Here is an 18,087-nt window from a genome sequence, read left to right as displayed (position 1 = left end):
AGATGAAGAGCATTTAATAGCTGAGAGTTTTCAATGACTGAGAAGCGTAACGACTTCGACCCAGATGCCTACAACCCCACCTTCGAGTGGGGCTTTCTTGCTCCAAAACACTGGGGAACATGGTTTGGTATTTTACTGGGAATACCCTTAGTCTTTTTCCCACAAAAAACAAAATACTGGTTGAGCTGTAAACTAGCAAAATATGCGCTTAAAAAGCCGAGTAGAACCATTAACAATGCTTGGATTAACTTCGGTCTCTGTTTCCCAGAAAAAAGTGACGAAGAAAAGGAACAGCTGCTTGAGAAAACGCTAACCACTGCTGTTTCTTTTTTGCTTAACTTTGCTTCTCTGTCGCTACGCAGCCAAAAATGGTTAACCAAAAATACAACCATTCATGGTATCGACAATATTCATGAAACACTGGAACACGGGCACAAGGCTATCCTATTAGTGCCTCACAGCTGGGGTATTGATATTCCTGCTATCTACCTAGCATCTCAAGGTTTACCTGTTTCTGCGATGGCAAAGAAACAGAAGAACCCGGTGACTGATTGGTTAATGCATAGACAACGAGTGCAATATGGCGGTCGAGTTTATGAACGAGATAACGGCATCAAACCGTTTATCAAATCAGTACGAGAGGGCTATTTGGGGTATTACTTACCTGACCAAGATCACGGTCGTGAGCACAGTATTTTCGTCAATTTTTTCAATGTACCAAAAGCGACATTGCCTGGACTTGGTAAGTTATCCAAAGTAAGCCGCGCGAAAATCATTCCGGTCTTCTCTAACTATGACGCTCAAACTGGTCAATTCAGTATCGATGTACTTCCTGCTTGGCAGGATTATCCTTCAAAAAGCGATCATCAAGACACACAGAGAATGAATCAATTTATTGAAGATGCGGTAAGAAAACGCCCTGAACAGTACATGTGGGTGCTTCGTTTTTTAACCACTCAACCAGATCCTGAAAGTACTTATAACCCTTACGAAGACAGAGAGCTGTGGCTCAAGACGTATACACGATGAAGAAAATTCTGATCATAGGTCCATCTTGGGTGGGCGATATGGTGATGTCACAGTCACTTTACATCACCTTGAAACAACAGCATCCTGATGCGGTCATCGATGTGATTGCACCCGGTTGGTGTAAGCCGATTCTTGAGCGTATGCCAGAGGTCAACCAAGCGATTGATATGCCGATTGGTCATGGTGAATTTAACTTTCTCGGTCGTCGAGCAATTGGTAAAACACTGCGTGAAGCTCAATATGAACAAGCTTTTATTTGTCCTAACTCAGCTAAGTCAGCATTGATTCCGTGGTTTGCGGGCATTCCGAAACGCACGGGCTGGAAAGGTGAGATGCGATACGGTCTGTTGAATGACCTGCGCCCAAATAAAAAATCATTCCAATATATGGTTGAGCGCTATGTCGCCCTCGCCCATCCTAAAGCAGAAATGATTGACTCAAGCTCTCTGGGTGGATTAGAGCGATTACCGAGACCAGTTCTAACTATTTTCAAAGACCAACAGTTAGCTACCGCGGAAAAGTTTCAGCTTACTCTGAGTGATGCAATTACTGGTCTTTGTCCTGGAGCCGAGTTTGGGCCTGCTAAAAAGTGGCCTGAAACACATTACGCAGACGTCGCAACATCGATGAGTAAAGCAGGTAAGCAAGTTTGGTTGTTTGGCTCTCAAAAAGATTTGGAAACGTGTAACAACATTAAGGCTCTTGTTCCTGACGAACTTCAATCACAAATTCATGTCCTAGCTGGCCAAACAAGCCTAATTGAAGCAGTGGATCTGCTTGGTGCTTGTCAAACTGTGGTTGCAAACGATTCTGGCTTGATGCACGTTGCCGCTGCTGTGGGTTGTAACGTTGTTGCTGTTTACGGCTCAACTTCGCCGAAATACACACCACCACTGGCTGAGAGAGTCGAGATTGTGCATACAGACATTGATTGCCGTCCTTGTTTCCAGCGTGAGTGTGAATTCAAGCACTTAAAATGTCTGACGGAACTATCACCGAAACAAGTCATCAATAGTATCCATAAGTTAGAAGCCATTTCGGTAAGCGCATGTTAATTCGGTTTTTCTACACGCTGATCCTTGCACTTATCGCTCCTCTGCTTCTATTTGGCTTATACAAAAGTAAGCCAAACAAGCCCAAATTTGGAAAGCGCTGGAAAGAGCACTTTGGCATAACACCTAAGCTGACATCAAATCAGCGTCCAATTTGGATTCATGCAGTCTCTGTTGGTGAAAGTATCGCAGCTACACCTCTTATTAAAGAGATCAAAAAACAAAACCCAGAACAGCCGATCATTGTCACTACAACCACCAGTACTGGTGCAGAGCAGATTGAAAAGCTTGGTAGTTTGGTTGAGCACAGGTACATGCCTATTGATTTCGGTTTCGCTGTAAAAGGCTTTCTAAAAGCGATACAACCGAAGAAGATGCTGATCATTGAAACGGAGTTGTGGCCGAACACACTTCATCAAGTTTCTAAGTTTGGTGTACCAATCACGATCGTAAACGCACGGTTGTCCGAAAAATCTCGAAATAACTACGCAAAATTCCAGCCAGTTTTCAATATTATAGAACCTTATCTAACCAAGATTCTGTGCCAAAGTCAGTCTGACGCGAACCACTTTGAATCACTTGGTGTTGCAAAGAGTAAACTTGCCATTACTGGCTCCATCAAATTCGATATACAAATTGCCGATACAATAAAAGAGAAAGCAAAGGCACTAAGGTCAAAGCTTGGGGAGCACCGCGCAATATGGATCGCCGCCAGCACCCATAAAGGTGAAGACGAGCAGATACTCAATGCACATAAAAACGTACTGGAGATCTATCCGGACGCTTTGCTCATTATAGTCCCGCGCCATCCAGAACGATTTGATAGCGTTGTCCAGTTATGTCAATCCTCAGGTTTTACAACCGCTCGTAGAACGAACGCTGACATTAACTCCTGTAAAAGGTCGCAAGTTTATGTGGGTGATACAATGGGAGAGATGCTGATTTTAATTGGTGCTGCAGATGTCTGTTTTATGGGAGGCAGCTTAATTGGTGATAAGGTTGGTGGTCACAATGTACTCGAGCCAGCGGCTTTAGGAATCCCGACCATATCTGGACCAAGTTACTTCAACTTCAAAGAGATCACTGAAAGGCTATTAGCTACCGATGGCATAATGATTTGTGAAGGTCATAGCTTAGACTCTAAAGTGATCCAGTTACTCGAAGATAAGCATAGCGCCACCAACATGGCTAACCAAGCCCACTCTGTCTTTAAAAGAAACAAAGGCTCTTTGGAGCGTTCAATTCAGTATGCTGAATTAGGTTAATGAACAAGGTCTTTTATGAACGTATTTCTCGTAACATCCCCATTTCAATACATCTGCGCAAATGAAGCCAGAGATGCCTATCAAACTAAAAATAATCTCCTGGTTTTAGTTCAGCAAAACACAGAGAAAGGTAAACAACACCTCGCTCAGCTTTATGACAAAAGTAAATGGGACCATATTATTGAAGTTGGTCGCTCAAACCGTACCTTTGTTATTCCGCGTGTTCTAAAAGAAGTCAAAAAGCTAGCAAATGGCGAGTCAATCGAGCATTTCTTTTTCTCTGAATATACATCTTGGCGTACTCGTATGTTCCAAAGAAATCTACCTGCTAAAAAGCTGGTATTCATTGACGATGGAATGGGCAACTTATACGAATACTTCAAATACATCAAAGACAAAAAATCATTTAGTCGAACTCGCTTTCTACAAGACCTATTGATCCAATTACAGGGATGTAAAAAGATTGGCACAATACCTTATGCTGAGAACTTCGAAATGTTCTCTATTTTCGATATAGAAAATCCAGTGTGTCCTTTAAAGCTCAATACTCTCGACTCGATTAGAAAAAGTATTGGAGCGTCAAACTGCTACGACCCTTCAGCACCCGTTGCATTTATTGGTGAGGGGTCTATTGGAGATAAGAATCAACCAAGTGTTGATGCTTATATATCCAAACTAGAACAAGTCATTGCAAAAAAAAATGCCCCTGTGATCTACTTTCCACACAGAACCGAGTCTGAAGAAGTAACCAGTGCCGTTAAAGCATTACCTAATCTCACTTATCATAAAAGTGAATCACCGATTGAGCTTGAGTTAGCAAATAAAGGCATCAAGATATCTTCAATTACCGGGGTAACGTCTACGGCTTTATACACACTGTCTTTACTTTACAAAGAAGTACCTATCGATGCGCACACTTATGACTCTCATATAGGCAACGATATGGCGACTTTCCTTGTTAATCATTTTGAAAAACGCGCTCAAAACTTTAGTATTTAAGCGCGCCTGTTTTTCTAAGCACTCTCATACCAATGATTTACACTGGCTTTGTTATCTTTAGGTAAGTCATTGGTATCTAGGCGAGGCAACAAGAGTGGGCCATCCAACGCCAAATCAGCAACCCGTACTTCGGTGGTAAATGCGACTTTACATCCTTGTTTTTCTAGCTCAACCACAACCTCTTCACTAGAAGATCCATAAGGATAACAGGCTGTCCAATTTTGCATGTCACAACCAAGCGAGGCTAAAAATTCTTTAGAGCGGGTTAGTTCAATCTCTAAGGATTTTTCATCAAGCTTATTCCACCAATAATGATCATAGCCGTGACAACCAACGTGCATTCCGTCTCGAACTAACTGTTCAAGTTGGTATTTATCCATGTACAACTCTCGACAAAACGCAGCTTCGTCCATACCCACATATTGAGCAAAAAGCTTATCAGAAATAATATTTCTAAGTTCTTCTGGCAATACGTGCTGAAGCATTCTCTTCACAAAAATCACATCTTGGCAATCAAAGCGATTCGCAACAGCAAACTCCGCGTAGTACTCGTCGAATGACTTTAGACCATAATCGCTTGTATAGCGCTCAACTTCTATCTTAAGAGAACCAACAAGCTGTTGAATATCGGAGGTAGACGCTAAGATGAAGTGAATTTTGTTCACATCTAGCACTTTGTGTTCAAGTACTGTTTTTGCTGGTACATAAAAAGAACCCTGCATACCCATTTTCTTCAAAATAGGATATACGTGAGTAAAGTGCTCGGAATAAGCATCATCAAAAGTAAGCAACAAAGCTTTCTCTGGTAAAGCTTGATTATGGTATTTTGCTGCTAACACTTGCTCCATCGTCACAACATTATAGTGCTTAGCAAAGAACTCGAGTTGTTCAACAAAGAGTTCGAGTTCTAAGCCTTTAATTTCTGGGTACCGCGACTCCGCGATTCGACGAACATAGTGGTACATAACAACGGTTAGTGGCTGAGACATGTTGCTCCTCTACATTATATTTGGTCTGTCTTGATCCGCATCGCCTTTGAATAATACGAACGACTGCTCGCCTTCCTGGCTTTGGCGCGCGAAATAAATAGGAATATTTTTTTGCACAAACGGTTGGAAGTAATCAGGAATAATTAATTCTCCATCCGTATCAACTTGCAAGAAACCAGCATCGACAAGGCTTTCTTCGTCCATACCATATTGCATGATATCTAAATACTCATGCCCTTCCGCAACAAGCAACTCGTGTAAATGGGCTGTAACTCGGCCAATTGAAGACAGGTCACCTTGAATATCCACGACCCGCATAGCACTGGATTCACTCTGAGCAACCACACGAACAACAAGAAAACTCTCTAATGTGTCTTTATTGTAAACCCCGAGAAAACGGTATTCGAACTTAGGGTGTTCCAAGAAACGAGTAGTAAAATATTGTCCGTCTTTCTGTGTTTTATTTGTATATAAGTCACTGTCTGACAATGCAGACGCCACTTGGTCTTTCGCAATGTCTACCACTTTATACTGGTCATTTTTCTGACCTATAGAGGAGGTAAGCGTCTCTGGAACCTTAGCTATACGGTAATCAGAAAGGGTATTATTCAATAGAGCTAGTTGGTTCATTTTTCCCACGGTGAAACCGAGTGTTTCATACATAGGGAAAACAATCTGACTAATACCAATAGAACAAATATTCTTAATCGAGAACTCGCGCTTCAAAAAGTTAAGAAGCCCTAAACCTAAACCGATGTATTTCGGTCCGTCGTTGACTTTCCAAATCGCTAACCAAACTTCTTTCTCTGATTCGAGCTCAGCCGAAAAGTGAGACGTTGGGATAAAGCCGAGCACACCACATATCTCACCGCTTTTGTTATGTCTAGCCATAACAAAATTGTAGTCGCCTGTATCGAGATTTTTATGCTGCCAATCTAGCAATTCTCGAGAGGTTACGAGGATGTGGTTCTTAGCCCAATGCTCATCAATATACTTAACCAGATCAGCAACCTGATCTTGCTTACAAACTTCAAATGTAAATCTAGCCATTTCAAACTTCCAAAACAACGAAAGCACTTAAAGTGCTTTCGTTTTTATTAAATTGGACCACCAAGTGATACCCAGCGAACGAGGCGATCTAACGCAAACAATCCATCCCATGGAGAATCAAAATGCGTCATATACCCAACATCAGGGCATCTCATCGCGCCTTGCATTAAAATCTCATTAGCAAACTGGAGCTTCTTCTCGCCATGCATTGCTAAACCAACCGTTTGAATATCTTCATGCACGCTACCAATAACGTCAAAAACATTATCTACGGCTTTAACGGTAATCACGCGTTGATAGGTTGGTTCAACCAAATCGGTGCCTTCATCGAACAATACCGTCCAGCGTAAATGACGGTCATTCCAAGATTCACCAATGAAGCCATACTCTGCAATTTTTGAACGTATCTTGTTTGCCTGCCCAATGTCTGGCACTTGAGTCGGTAAGCGCACAAGAGCCTTATCCATTGCTGCAGCTAGCTTTTCAGCGAATTCTTTCGGGGTTATGTCACCGCCCTTTTCAACAAAGATGGTGTGAGGCGAAGCACAAGCAAACTGGTCAAATACACTTGAATCCGTTGCTGCTCGACGTATCAGTTTTCGAATGGCCTTTTCGGAATCTAAGGCGTCACTACCAATCACCATCATCGACAACTTAGGCCCAAAAAGGATATCTTGACTGTTATATTTTTTCGGTAAAGCACTTACCGCTTCTATTGCTTCTCGACCACCCCAAGCAATACGCACATCGGCATTCGCAGAAAAGCGTTCTGCTATCTTTGTTTGATGACGGTCAAAGTACACAACAGCCAGTGTTTCTAATAGGTCATCACCATGAATGGTATACCCACCAGGTGTGGTGTAACTAATGCCTTTAAAAGTACTTAACAACACAGGAAGTGCTTGAGATTCATCTGCCGATACCTTAAGGATATTCGCATTTTTACTCAATATACTCTGAACTAACGCAAACATACCAAGCAGTGGCACATTACCAGATAACCAGTGAGATACGACTCCTCTAGGCATCGCTTTAAGCGAACTGTGGCTGATGTCTTTGCGAGGCATAAAGTTGTCGAGAAAACCTCGTTGTCCGTGCAACGCCGAATCAAGCAAACTACGTAAGCGATTAGGCTCACACCAATCCGCCAAGAAGTTAAGCCCAGTATGACGATAAGGGTCTAACTCGGGGTTTTCAGCCCAAGTTTTACGCGCAGTATCGAAAAGACCAAGTATCGCTTCAGCAGGCTGTTTCGCTAACCATTGTTGCTTCAACTTAAGGTGTGCCAGAATCGCATTCAACTGCTCAGAAGGTGAGTCAGCTGCATTCAAGTCGACCGGGGCGTGATACACCACCATATGTTCAGCTTGTTCTGCAGATTGCTTTGACGTTGGCTTTTTGGTGACTTTTTCAGACATGACATCACCACAGCCACGAACTTCAGCTTTCTTAGCTCGACCAATCACTTTGAAGCGCTTTCCAACTCGCCCACACTCACACACAGAATCTTCGACAACACCAAGATCATCGGTCAATACAACGTTACCTGGGTAAGAGTGTTGCAGCGGGCTAACAAACTCCAATAAGCCCACCACACCATTCGGACAAGGTGATAGGTCAGCTTCATCTCGAATAATCACGTCAGAGTAAGCATGTACATGCTTCCAGCCCGCTTTACAGTCTGGGTAGTTCAACCCCATTTGCTCGGTAAAACCGTAAATATCAATAACATTATCGGGGGAGATACCCAATACGTGCGCGATGTCTTGGTTGAATGTTTTCTTATCAACCTTCTCTGATTCGAGTTTCTTCCAACCACCGATATGGATGACTTGAGAGCCAGCCGGAAGTTTAAAGGACACCCCTTTCTCTTTCAGGCTCTTGAAAACCGTATGGTACAGAACGAAAGTAAAACCGAAAATGACAAGCGGCTCTTCACTGTCTAACCCATTTAAATGCTCAACAAACTGCTGTTCTAAAAACTCTAAGGGAGCTGAAGGGCTAGAGGCATCAATAAAGTAATGAGAAGATGACGCAAAGTTCAAATAGCCTTTAACCGCTGCAATACGAGCGCCTAAGTTGCTTGCATTTGGACTCGTTGGATCGATATCCATAATACAAAACGGGCGCCTTTTCGGTCCTAAAACCTCTTGCATCACGCGAGCCATTGCTCTGGTTTGACGACGAGCCGTAACCTTATCAAGAAGAACGGTACTTGGTACCCCACTTGTCGCCGAAGATTGAAGCTTGGTCTTGATAGCCGTTTCGCTAACCGACGCTAATTTATGACCAAGCGCTTTAAAAATATGCACAGGGATCGCCGGTATGTCTTCCAAGCTGCCACTGAACTGTATTGGGTTGAACCCATTCTTCACACAAAACTTACGGTACATCTCATTGCTGTTATAGTGATGCACTAGCTCTTCAAACAAGTTCTGTTTAAATAGGGGTTGCTTTTGAGCTTCAGATAACTCGAAAGGGCGGGCATCTAATACGCTCGTTAGGCTTTCATTCTTTATAGACATTTCTTTACTATCTCTTTAACGTCATCTTCAGCGAAGGCGACTGGGTTTGTCGCAGCAGCAGGATCAAGTAATGCGTTCTTTGCAATGTTGTCTAGTTGCTCATTCGATAAATTCAAAGAAACACCTTGCCCCGAGGTTAAACCCTTGAACAGGTCAAGAAGAGCCTGTCTACTTGGTAAACCAGCGTTCTTAATTAGTCGTTCATATTTCTGCTCAACGACCTGATCTTGAGAATTGAACTCAATAACGGCTGGCATAAGCAACCCATTTGCTAATCCATGCCCGACATTAAAATGTCCTAGTTGGTGGGCGATAGCATGTGAAAGCCCGACAACACAGTGGTTCTGAACCCAACCAGCAAGCATTGCAGCGTGCTGTAATTCTGAGAGCATGTCGATATGCCACTCATCCTGATCTAACTGTGACTGATAACGATAGACAATCGATACGGCTTGTTCCGCAAATGTCTCCATTAATGGGTGAGGGATTTTAGACACATAGCCTTCAATCGCATGGGAGAGCGCATCGGCGACTGTAGTTCTTAAAATACTTAATGGGACCTCAGAGACAAGATCAGGGTCTAGAATCACTAAATCAGGAAGGAAATCGTGTGTAACGACCGCTTTTTTACTTTGAGTTGCACTATCTAACATGACAGCTGCCGATGACACTTCGGACCCCGCTCCTACCGTCGTAGGAATCGCTGCAAATTTTGCACGTCCACGCAGTGGCGGTATTGCAAATGGTCGGAATAAGACATCGGGGTCGATCGTTGGGCATTCATAAAGCAGCCACGCTAACTTAGCGCCATCAATAATAGAGCCACCACCAAGTGCGACAATATAATCTGGTTGGAATAACTCAAGCTCACCAACCACACCTGAAAGTTCATCAACCGTCGGTTCACCTTTCCAAGATTTTTCGATCACACGAACACTGGTCGCGTTAACTAAACGAACAACTTGTTCAAAAAACTTTGACTTACGAAATGAGGGGCTGATTATTAGTGCGACACGATTTGCCACAAGGCCTTTGAGTGCCATTCTTGCATTCTTTCCGTTCGCAATTTCATTAGCATTACGAAATACGGGCAAAGGAAATCGAAGTTTTAACATGAAGTTCTCTTACATTTTAGTCAGATGTAGACGTTGAATTTTACCTGTGGATGTTTTTGGTAACGTATCAATGACTTTGTACTTTTCAGGACGCATATGAACAGGGAGTCGTTGTGCAACCGTTTCCCTTAGTCGAGATTCTAATGTATGAATATCATCAATCATGGCAGGCTCAACAACGATAAACGCTTGAACGACTTCCCCCATATTTGCGTCTGCGCATGGAACACAGGCGGACTCTATTACACCATCATCAGAATTCAGCACTTCTTCAATTTGGTAAGGGCTTACCTTCTTGCCCCCGACATTGATGATCTCTTTGAGTCGTCCAGTTAAGAACAAATAGTCGCCTTCATATTTGCCCAAATCACCCGTTCGGAAGTAGCCGTTCGAAAACGCTACAGACGTCAAGTCTTGATTCTGGTAGTACTCTGTTAGCATCCATGGCGCTTTAAATGCTATTTCACCGACCTCACCTTCAGGTAGATGCAGTCCATCTTCATTAAGAATAGCAAACTCAGCGCCTCGCGAAGCGTGGCCTACAGCTTCCAAATTGTCAGTATGGAAATGAGTGAATACCGCACGAGAAACTTCGGTCAAACCATAATGCATAACAATATGAGTCGATGGGAACCATTGTATTAACAGTGCTTTATCCTCAGGAGACAAACGCGCACTTCCAAACTCTATATATTTTAGCTGATGAGCATATTTACTGATGCGGTCTTTAGACATTGTAGTAATAAATGCCCAAGCTGATGGGACCAGTCCGAGTCCTGTTACCTTATGACTCTCAATAGCCTTAAAAACACTTTTCAAACGCTGTAGCGGATAACCTAATACCAACGTACCACCAACAAAAAGAGTGGTTCGCATGCGTCCCATACCAAAAGAGTGGCTAAGAGGCATTAATAGAAGCTCAACATCTTCTGGTGTGTTGCCTACCTCACCGACAATATGCTGAGTAGCTCTCAACAACTGCTCATGACTCAAAGCGACACCTTTAGGCTCGCCAGTTGTCCCACTCGTAAACATGAGGTCGGCGATACCACTAGAAATATGGCTGGTAACTTCTTTGTCGGACTCTGAAGGATGAATATCCGCTATGTAGGTTTGACAGTCTTCAATCGATAGACTCGGATTAACCTTTTTATCGATAAATTGCTTGTAACCTTCGTCTGCGTCGGCAGCCAAGTTAACCACTTTTGCACCAATATAATGGATCGCAAAATACACAGCTACAAAAGCGTAACTGTTAGATGCCGTCACAACTACAGCATCTCCGGGTTCGACTTCCTTCATTAATTTAGAAGCCGTGCACTTGATAGTCTCAGCGAGTTGCATGTAAGTAACAGCTGCGTCTTTCTCGTAAAGAGCTACATGCTGAGGACGAGATGCTGCGTGAGCTAGTATTGTTTCGACTACCGACATAAAACGTTACTCGTTGTTTAAAACAGCGTCGACAATGTCTTCTACATCTTCGATCTCTAACGTCTGCTCAATGTCTAACACTACGCCTAGATCTGACTCTAATGCAGCAATGATGCGCATGTGAGCAAGAGAGTCCCATTCAGGAATATCGCCAACCGCTAATTCATCATCAACAACGCTAACTGATACGTTTAGGACCTTAGCAATTAGTTCTTTTACTGACTCTTTTGTATTCATTTTAGAAATCTCGATATAGGATGTAATTAAAGTGTGATTTTAACACTAGGTTGGGCGTATGGCGATATATAGGACTTTATTGGAAACAATAATACGATCGTTGCACTGAAAGCAGCAAACTCGGTGTATAGCGGAACCCACATCGCTATCACTTGTGGGCGATTAGTTAGTGAGAAATAGCACGAGAGATCGGCACTATCAACACTAAGCCATCTGTAACCAATATTGCTTTAAATTGAAGTTGAAAGTGCTCACATTTTATCATTAGCCAAACATATAAGCGAGACTCGATAGCATTCAGTACGTTATCATTGAGACAAAGCAAACTCCAACGACACTCTAGCAGACAAGGCCGTTATGACAGATTACAACCTTTCACAACACGAACGAGCTACTTTAGATAAATATGGGCACCTACTTGCCAAACGTCGAATCGGAAAGAAAACGCTCAATCCTTACCATGCTATCAAACTCAGCTATATGAGAAGAAAGCTGTGTCGAGACCAGCATGGGAAATTTAAAGAAGGGTATCGTTATATCTCAGAAAAACTCTTTGGTTTTACTGTAGGTAAATATTCTACAGGCTATGAGCAATTTTGGAGCCAAACACGCTTAATTGAGTCTATTGGGGCGTTCTGTAATATTTCAGCAGACAACGTTACTGTAGCTGGAAACCACCCCTTAAGCATGGTATCGACAAATACCTTCACATACAGCAAAAAACCCGGTTTTGTATCTGAAGATAAGTCTATCTCACACATAGCGAATACCCAAAAAATCGTTATTGGCAATGACGTTTGGATAGGTGCGAATGTGATCCTGCTACCTGGAGTGGTAATAGGAGATGGTGCCGTAATCGCCGCAGGAGCCGTTGTGAGCAAAGATGTACCAGCTTACGCTATTGTGGGTGGAGTACCTGCCAAAGTGATCAAATATCGCTTCTCTGAGGAGATTATTAAAGGATTGCTAGATACTCAATGGTGGAGTTGGGATGACGCTAAAATCAAGAGCCATATTCCATATATGAATACACCTGAGCAGTTTTTAGAGCAGCTAAAAACATCCAAACAATAAAAAAGGGCCATAGGCCCTTTTTTCTTTAAATCAAAGACTAAACCCATCATCCACGACGATATTCTGCCCTGTTACATAGCGAGACTGCTCAGAGAGCAAGAAGAGCACCGAACCAACCACCTCTTCTACATCTAGCATACCAGCACCATGGGTGTTGTTTTTGTAGGCCTCTAAAAATGCGTCTGGTTGATGATCAAAGATCCCACCAGGACTAACACAGTTTATACGGAAACGGCTGTCATTGACGTAAGCGGCAGCGTACTTACTCAAATGCTGAATCGCTGATTTAATCGCGGCATACTCAACTGGCATCGTCATCGGAGTGTTGTCATAAATATCAAACTTCGGAGCGACAACACCATATATCGAGGAGATATTCACTAATGATAAAGGATGCTCAGTGCGCTTGAAATAAGCGGCAGCTTGCTGAACAAACAAGAACGCACTCCCTAAATGCAGAGACAGATTGTCATTGAAACTGTTAAAGCTCACATCAAAGAAGTGCTTACCGTAAGTTTTGTTTCTTGGATAAGTCGTGTTTACAGCACCGTCTAACGGTGTATTACAGCCCTCGAAAAAAGCCTTCACTGAGTGCTCATTAGTCACATCCAGCTCAACTAACGAGAGCGATTCGTTGTCCAGTGCAACCCCCATACTCTCTAAACGTTCTTTCGTTGCATCAACATTGATATCGGCAGCAATAACTTTTGCTCCCTGAGCAAGCACAGCAGGAACTAAACGAGATCCCAATAAGCCCCCAGCTCCAGCAATTAATATCGTCTTACTCTTTAGAAGTTCATTCATCACTCTTCACCCATAACAATAGCTTCTGCTAGTTTAAAATCATAAATATCATCGATATCTACGGCTCTTTCCTTCGGAACCTCGATGCTCGTCACTTTGCCACTGAACAGTCCGTAATTATCTAAGACAAAGCGAGGGGTTGTCGCATAAACAACGGTCGTAATATCAAACACTTCTGGTGCATCTTGTCGTCTCGCCACTTCACCGCTTGGCTTATTCACTAATTCAACCAAGCCGCGCTCATCTTTCTTTACCATGTTAAAAAATGGGCTGCGACTTGCGGGAGTCACGGAAATACAAATATCAGCGGAATCTTTCTGAAGTTGTAGGATTGACGATTCCACGTCTTCAACGCTGCGTAAAGGGCTCGTAGCTGGCAGACTAATAAAGTGAGCAAAGTCGCCATAGTTGGATTGTACCCACTCAACAGCATGACGCCATGAAAGCCACTCAGGGCTTGTGTCTGTTGCTAGCTCTTGTGGGCGTTCGATCAATTTTGCACCACAACCCACTGCGACTTTGGCAATGTCGCTATCATCAGTTGAAACAAAAACATCGCTAATCGATGCACAGGCTTTCGCTGTTTCAATCGAATATTGCAATAGGGGTTTACCAGCAAGTGGTTTAATGTTCTTGCCTGGTAAGCCTTTTGAGCCCCCGCGAACAAAAATAAATGCATAGTTTTTCATTGGGTCGCCTAACCTTGGGTTTGAGTTTTAGCATGCTGCTTAATTGTTTCGATTAACTCGACCGTTTTACCAGCCTGTTGAAGGTCGATACAACTATGCTTATTGTCTTTGGTCATATTGATGAAGTCTCGCAACATATTGAGGTACATTTTGTTTTTGTCCCAAGCTGGGTCACTATAAACAGTACTTTCACCAGTATGGCTCGTCTGCTTAACCTCATTTTTAATCAGGTCCCATTCAACCGTACCTTTACTGCCTACAAAGCGACAACGTCGATATGCTTGGCGCTGTAAAAAATCCAAATGAATATTGACCAAAGTACCACTCTGGGTAGTTGTGACAACATCAACCAAATCTTCCACCTCTAAGCCCAGTTCATCTGAAGAGCGCAGGTGAGCGTGTCGTATGGTTAAATCACCAAGAAGCCACTGTACATAATCTAACTCGTGGCTGAGCTCTAATAGTGCACCCCCGCCTAGTTCAGCATTAGCAGATACACTGCTTCGATAATCTTTACTCGGGCGCCAATCAGGTAGGTACTGTCCTATTTCAATATACGCATTATAGAGTTCTCCAATTGCCCCTTTGTCTAATAGTGCTTTTACTTTCTGGCTTGAAGGCAAGTAACGTAAGCAATAACCGACAGCAACAGGCGTTTGCGTTTTATCAACAACAGTCTGTAAGTGCTGTACATCTTCAACACGTGTCGTCACTGGTTTTTCAATCAATGTTGGAATACCAGCCTGCAAGAACGGGATTGTATGCTCAGCGTGGAAAGGGGCAGGAGATGCAACAATAACAAGTTCCGCGCCTGAGCGAATGATCTCGTCAACACCAGAGACGACTTCGTCACAATCAGATACAGGATCTGCTGGAACTCTCCCACTCGCCGACATAGCCAGTAGTCTGCACTGTGGGAATAATTGCTTTAAATTTCTTCTATGTCGGGTAGCAATATTACCCAATCCGATAACAGCAACGGTTTTCAAAACTTAGTCCAGCCCTAGTGTATGAATATCTGCTTGCGCGCGATTAAAGTCGTCCATACGACCGATATCCAACCAATACTCATGAATTGGGAACATTAAAACGTTATCACGTTCATTCATATGCTCTTCAAGCAGCGTCGGCATATCCACTCGATGATTTTTAGGTACAGAAGCAATGACGTCAGGTGACACAACATAAATACCCGCGTTAACAAAAAAGCGCTGAACCGGCTTCTCTACCATACTGGTGATTTTGTTGCCCTCTCCATTAATCACGCCATATGGGATCTGATAGTCATATTCTCTCACGCACATTGTCGCGTCAGCGCCATTATCAACGTGAAAATCAAGAAGGCGTTGGAAGTCGACCTTAGTCAGAACATCACCATTCATCATGATCAATGGCAAATCTTTCGGTAAATCCTTAGGTAGTAACCCCAATGCACCGCCAGTACCTAAAGGCTGCTCTTCATGAACATAGGTAACGTTCACGCCCATTTCACTTCCATCACCAAAATGCGCTTGAATTTGCTCTGGCATATAGTGAGTAGAAATGTAGAAATTAACAAAGCCTGCTTTGATAAAACTGCGGATGACGGTTTCTAGGATTGGCTTATTGCCGATATGCAGCATAGGTTTAGGGCATGTATCGGTAAGCGGCTTAAGTCGAGTGCCAAACCCACCAGCCATAATAAATACAGGGTTCTGGTGTTTCGGTTGATGCAGTGCTCCATGAAGCGTCTCAAGCCCAATGACCTTGCCGCTTGCATCAAGTAACGGAACCGACAAAATATCGAGTTTTTCCATCAGATCAATCAGCTCTTCTCGAGAAGAACCTTCAAGCGCAGTTGTTGGACTGGTGTTCATCACCTTTGATACCGATTCAGTCAAAGGTAGATTGTTTAGCAAACCTCGTCGAATATCACCGTCGGTCACGACACCAAGCAATACTTGTTCTTCATTTACAACCAACACGACTCGCAACGCTTCATTATTTATGATTTCTAATGCGTCTCGAATGGTGTTATCAGGTTTAATTAGCACGTTATTCCAACAATGACTCATGGCACACCTAATTTTAATTTCTTGAATGTTTGGTAACTTACAGCAAGCTAATATGGTTCGATTATGCTTCTAAAAGGATAACATATGCTTTGTGGTGGTAGGGGTTTCGTTAAAATAGCGCCCGCTCCGACAATAGAAAGTGTGCCTAATGTAACACCTTGTATCACGGTTGCATTCGCCCCTACATAACAGCCATATTCAGTTTTGACTTGGCCACACAGGGTTGCTTTCGGAGCTATGTGATTATGAGCACCAATCTGACAATCGTGCTCTACAAGCGCGCTAGTATTGACGATGCTGTGCAGCCCTATGGATACACCAGGCTGTATAACTGCCCCTTCCATAATTTGAGCACCATTTTCTAACGTCGCATACTCAGAGACAAATGCTGTTTCAGCAATCACACTTTCAAAGCGATACCCTAATTCGACGAAGTATTTTGCGATTTTTTCCCGCAAATTAGATTTTGGCATAGCGCCAATACCTAACACTAAACTCACACTCTGAGGAGAAAACTGCTCTATGTCACTGTCTTTATGAAACTGCTTGATTCCAGAGAAGACTCGACGCTGAGAAATGTCATCAGGACAAATCACCGCTGCTATCTCACGCCCTTGGCGAAGTAATATATCGGCAAGCACACTAGCATGACCGCCCCCACCAATTAATACAATTGGTAACTTAGAAACAGCGTTACTCAAGAATCAGCTCTCCAGCTCTATAAGCCTTTGAAGCAGTGCGTTCGAGCATGTCCCAATAGCGATAAGGTGACATACCGTCGCCCGGTCTTTTGATAGTCATGTTTTCGGGTGAAAATACTTCACCTTCGTTAATATCACGAGCTGCGACCAGACTTTTTCTCGCCACCGCTTTGTTTTTCACCTCTGATACCGTTGGTGTTTTTACACGACTACCTAGTGCTTTCTCGACTTGACGAATAGCACTCACCATTGCCGTTAGATCTTGAGGCTCAAGGGAAGCTTTGTGATCTGGTCCTTCCATGTTGTTGTCCAACGTGAAATGTTTTTCAATCAACACGGCACCACGAGCAACTGCAGCAATAGGAATAGTGATACCTTGACTGTGATCTGAGTATCCAGCAGGTAAATCAAAAGCACGCCCTAAAGTGTCCATCGCTTTCAGATTAATCTCTTCCATCGGCGCTGGATACTCTGTAGTGCAATGTAAGATGGTCACTTTACTCTTTAGAGCCTGCTGACCTTCATCAGAGGCATAAGCCTCTTGGAATGCTTGCACTGAAGGTGTCGCCCTGTCATCCGCAGTATAACCGAATGCAATAACCCCCAGCGCCGTTTCTATCTCAGACAGTGTCGCCATACCGGTAGAAACGATCAAATCACACCCTGTGCGAGCATGCTCTAGCACAAGAGGTGCATTGGTTAGCTCACCAGAGGGTAGCTTCAAACGGGTTAAACCAAGGTCGTTGACTAAGAAATCCAAGCTCTCAGAATCAAAAGCCGTTGATAAAAACTCTATGCCGAGTTTCTCACAATGTTTTACCAATTCATGGTGGGCATCATAGGAGAGTTCCAAGCGACTTAGCATGGCTAATTGCGACTCTTGCTTTTGTGTGTTTGTGACCTGATAGTCTGCTTGCTTAGCTTCTTCAGTGACGAGGTTTTTTGCTTTAAACGTCTGAAATTTTACAATATCAGCCCCCGCTTGATGCGCTGCGTCAACCAGCTCAAATGCCAGTTTTTCATCACCATTATGGTTCACGCCTGCTTCGGCAATAATCAGAGTCATACCGCTC

General features: G+C 43.3%; 17 protein-coding genes. 5 read left to right on the top strand and 12 right to left on the bottom strand.

What is annotated here, in order from left to right; translation table 11 throughout:
* The first annotated feature begins 33 nt into the window (after window positions 1-33).
* The 4 genes from lpxM to VFDL14_RS11950 are packed head-to-tail and all read left to right on the top strand — an operon-like array spanning window position 34 to window position 4,345.
* Complete coding sequence (gene lpxM / locus VFDL14_RS11935) at window positions 34-1,029, top strand: lauroyl-Kdo(2)-lipid IV(A) myristoyltransferase (protein WP_032551178.1); 996 nt, start codon at window positions 34-36, stop codon at window positions 1,027-1,029.
* The gene (gene waaF, locus VFDL14_RS11940; protein WP_032551177.1) at window positions 1,026-2,084 is read left to right on the top strand and encodes a lipopolysaccharide heptosyltransferase II; all 1,059 of its coding nucleotides are present in this window, start codon (window positions 1,026-1,028) and stop codon (window positions 2,082-2,084) included. The genes lpxM and waaF overlap by 4 nt, the downstream gene beginning before the upstream one ends.
* A complete protein-coding gene (gene waaA / locus VFDL14_RS11945) occupies window positions 2,078-3,346 on the top strand; it encodes a lipid IV(A) 3-deoxy-D-manno-octulosonic acid transferase (RefSeq protein ID WP_032551176.1) in 1,269 nt (422 codons plus the stop codon). The genes waaF and waaA overlap by 7 nt, the downstream gene beginning before the upstream one ends.
* Before the next feature lie 15 nt (window positions 3,347-3,361).
* Window positions 3,362-4,345 carry a polysialyltransferase family glycosyltransferase gene (locus tag VFDL14_RS11950; protein WP_050487415.1) on the top strand — a complete coding sequence of 328 codons (984 nt, stop codon included), beginning with the start codon at window positions 3,362-3,364 and terminating at the stop codon, window positions 4,343-4,345.
* 14 nt (window positions 4,346-4,359) lie between these two features.
* On the opposite strand, the gene VFDL14_RS11955 is transcribed toward VFDL14_RS11950, so the two are convergent.
* The 6 genes from VFDL14_RS11955 to VFDL14_RS11980 are packed head-to-tail and all read right to left on the bottom strand — an operon-like array spanning window position 4,360 to window position 11,692.
* A complete protein-coding gene (locus VFDL14_RS11955) occupies window positions 4,360-5,334 on the bottom strand; it encodes a polysaccharide deacetylase family protein (RefSeq protein ID WP_032551175.1) in 975 nt (324 codons plus the stop codon).
* Between the two features lie 9 nt (window positions 5,335-5,343).
* Window positions 5,344-6,384, bottom strand: a complete 1,041-nt coding sequence (locus tag VFDL14_RS11960) for a hypothetical protein (RefSeq protein ID WP_032551174.1) — start codon at window positions 6,382-6,384, stop codon at window positions 5,344-5,346.
* Between the two features lie 47 nt (window positions 6,385-6,431).
* Entirely contained in the window at window positions 6,432-8,909 is a 2,478-nt protein-coding gene (locus VFDL14_RS11965; RefSeq protein WP_032551173.1) for an acyl-CoA reductase, read from the bottom strand.
* Window positions 8,900-10,024 carry an iron-containing alcohol dehydrogenase gene (locus tag VFDL14_RS11970; protein ID WP_032551172.1) on the bottom strand — a complete coding sequence of 375 codons (1,125 nt, stop codon included), beginning with the start codon at window positions 10,022-10,024 and terminating at the stop codon, window positions 8,900-8,902. The genes VFDL14_RS11965 and VFDL14_RS11970 overlap by 10 nt, the downstream gene beginning before the upstream one ends.
* Window positions 10,025-10,033: 9 nt before the next feature.
* Complete coding sequence (locus VFDL14_RS11975) at window positions 10,034-11,455, bottom strand: AMP-binding protein (protein WP_032551171.1); 1,422 nt, start codon at window positions 11,453-11,455, stop codon at window positions 10,034-10,036.
* A gap of 6 nt (window positions 11,456-11,461) precedes the next feature.
* On the bottom strand, window positions 11,462-11,692 hold the full coding sequence (locus VFDL14_RS11980; protein WP_032551169.1) for an acyl carrier protein: 231 nt from the start codon (window positions 11,690-11,692) through the stop codon (window positions 11,462-11,464).
* 357 nt (window positions 11,693-12,049) lie between these two features.
* Between VFDL14_RS11980 and VFDL14_RS25095 the strand changes: the two genes are divergently transcribed.
* Window positions 12,050-12,766 (top strand): CatB-related O-acetyltransferase, encoded by a 717-nt coding sequence (locus VFDL14_RS25095; protein WP_327196339.1) that lies wholly within the window; start codon window positions 12,050-12,052, stop codon window positions 12,764-12,766.
* Window positions 12,767-12,796: 30 nt separating this feature from the next.
* On the opposite strand, the gene VFDL14_RS11990 is transcribed toward VFDL14_RS25095, so the two are convergent.
* From VFDL14_RS11990 to neuB, 6 genes are read right to left on the bottom strand one after another with little or no spacing between them, the layout of a single operon-like run.
* A complete protein-coding gene (locus VFDL14_RS11990; protein WP_032551168.1) occupies window positions 12,797-13,570 on the bottom strand; it encodes an oxidoreductase in 774 nt (257 codons plus the stop codon).
* Window positions 13,570-14,259 (bottom strand): cytidylyltransferase domain-containing protein, encoded by a 690-nt coding sequence (locus VFDL14_RS11995; protein WP_032551167.1) that lies wholly within the window; start codon window positions 14,257-14,259, stop codon window positions 13,570-13,572. Before VFDL14_RS11995 ends, VFDL14_RS11990 begins: the two co-directional genes overlap by 1 nt.
* Window positions 14,260-14,267: 8 nt before the next feature.
* A complete protein-coding gene (locus VFDL14_RS12000) occupies window positions 14,268-15,248 on the bottom strand; it encodes a Gfo/Idh/MocA family protein (RefSeq protein ID WP_032551166.1) in 981 nt (326 codons plus the stop codon).
* Window positions 15,249-15,251: 3 nt separating this feature from the next.
* On the bottom strand, window positions 15,252-16,313 hold the full coding sequence (locus VFDL14_RS12005; RefSeq protein WP_032551165.1) for a nucleotidyltransferase family protein: 1,062 nt from the start codon (window positions 16,311-16,313) through the stop codon (window positions 15,252-15,254).
* Window positions 16,314-16,360: 47 nt separating this feature from the next.
* A complete protein-coding gene (locus VFDL14_RS12010; protein ID WP_032551164.1) occupies window positions 16,361-17,014 on the bottom strand; it encodes an acetyltransferase in 654 nt (217 codons plus the stop codon).
* A complete protein-coding gene (neuB, locus tag VFDL14_RS12015; protein ID WP_032551163.1) occupies window positions 17,007-18,080 on the bottom strand; it encodes an N-acetylneuraminate synthase in 1,074 nt (357 codons plus the stop codon). The genes VFDL14_RS12010 and neuB overlap by 8 nt, the downstream gene beginning before the upstream one ends.
* Window positions 18,081-18,087: the final 7 nt, after the last annotated feature.

It is taken from the genome of Vibrio fortis (genome assembly GCF_000695685.1).
GTDB classification, from domain to species: domain Bacteria; phylum Pseudomonadota; class Gammaproteobacteria; order Enterobacterales; family Vibrionaceae; genus Vibrio; species Vibrio fortis_A.
This window is presented reverse-complemented; position numbering and strand designations above follow the sequence as displayed.

Bases quoted from the DNA above. Each gene is read 5' to 3' on its own strand.
- VFDL14_RS11960 (WP_032551174.1), bottom strand. From the start codon at position 6,384: ATGGCTAGATTTACATTTGAAGTTTGTAAGCAAGATCAGGTTGCTGAT.
- VFDL14_RS11970 (WP_032551172.1), bottom strand. From the start codon at position 10,024: ATGTTAAAACTTCGATTTCCTTTGCCCGTATTTCGTAATGCTAATGAA.
- lpxM (WP_032551178.1), top strand. From the start codon at position 34: ATGACTGAGAAGCGTAACGACTTCGACCCAGATGCCTACAACCCCACC.
- waaF (WP_032551177.1), top strand. From the start codon at position 1,026: ATGAAGAAAATTCTGATCATAGGTCCATCTTGGGTGGGCGATATGGTG.
- waaA (WP_032551176.1), top strand. From the start codon at position 2,078: ATGTTAATTCGGTTTTTCTACACGCTGATCCTTGCACTTATCGCTCCT.
- VFDL14_RS11950 (WP_050487415.1), top strand. From the start codon at position 3,362: ATGAACGTATTTCTCGTAACATCCCCATTTCAATACATCTGCGCAAAT.
- VFDL14_RS12005 (WP_032551165.1), bottom strand. From the start codon at position 16,313: ATGAGTCATTGTTGGAATAACGTGCTAATTAAACCTGATAACACCATT.
- VFDL14_RS11980 (WP_032551169.1), bottom strand. From the start codon at position 11,692: ATGAATACAAAAGAGTCAGTAAAAGAACTAATTGCTAAGGTCCTAAAC.
- VFDL14_RS25095 (WP_327196339.1), top strand. From the start codon at position 12,050: ATGACAGATTACAACCTTTCACAACACGAACGAGCTACTTTAGATAAA.
- VFDL14_RS11990 (WP_032551168.1), bottom strand. From the start codon at position 13,570: ATGAATGAACTTCTAAAGAGTAAGACGATATTAATTGCTGGAGCTGGG.
- neuB (WP_032551163.1), bottom strand. From the start codon at position 18,080: ATGACTCTGATTATTGCCGAAGCAGGCGTGAACCATAATGGTGATGAA.
- VFDL14_RS11995 (WP_032551167.1), bottom strand. From the start codon at position 14,259: ATGAAAAACTATGCATTTATTTTTGTTCGCGGGGGCTCAAAAGGCTTA.
- VFDL14_RS11965 (WP_032551173.1), bottom strand. From the start codon at position 8,909: ATGTCTATAAAGAATGAAAGCCTAACGAGCGTATTAGATGCCCGCCCT.
- VFDL14_RS11975 (WP_032551171.1), bottom strand. From the start codon at position 11,455: ATGTCGGTAGTCGAAACAATACTAGCTCACGCAGCATCTCGTCCTCAG.
- VFDL14_RS11955 (WP_032551175.1), bottom strand. From the start codon at position 5,334: ATGTCTCAGCCACTAACCGTTGTTATGTACCACTATGTTCGTCGAATC.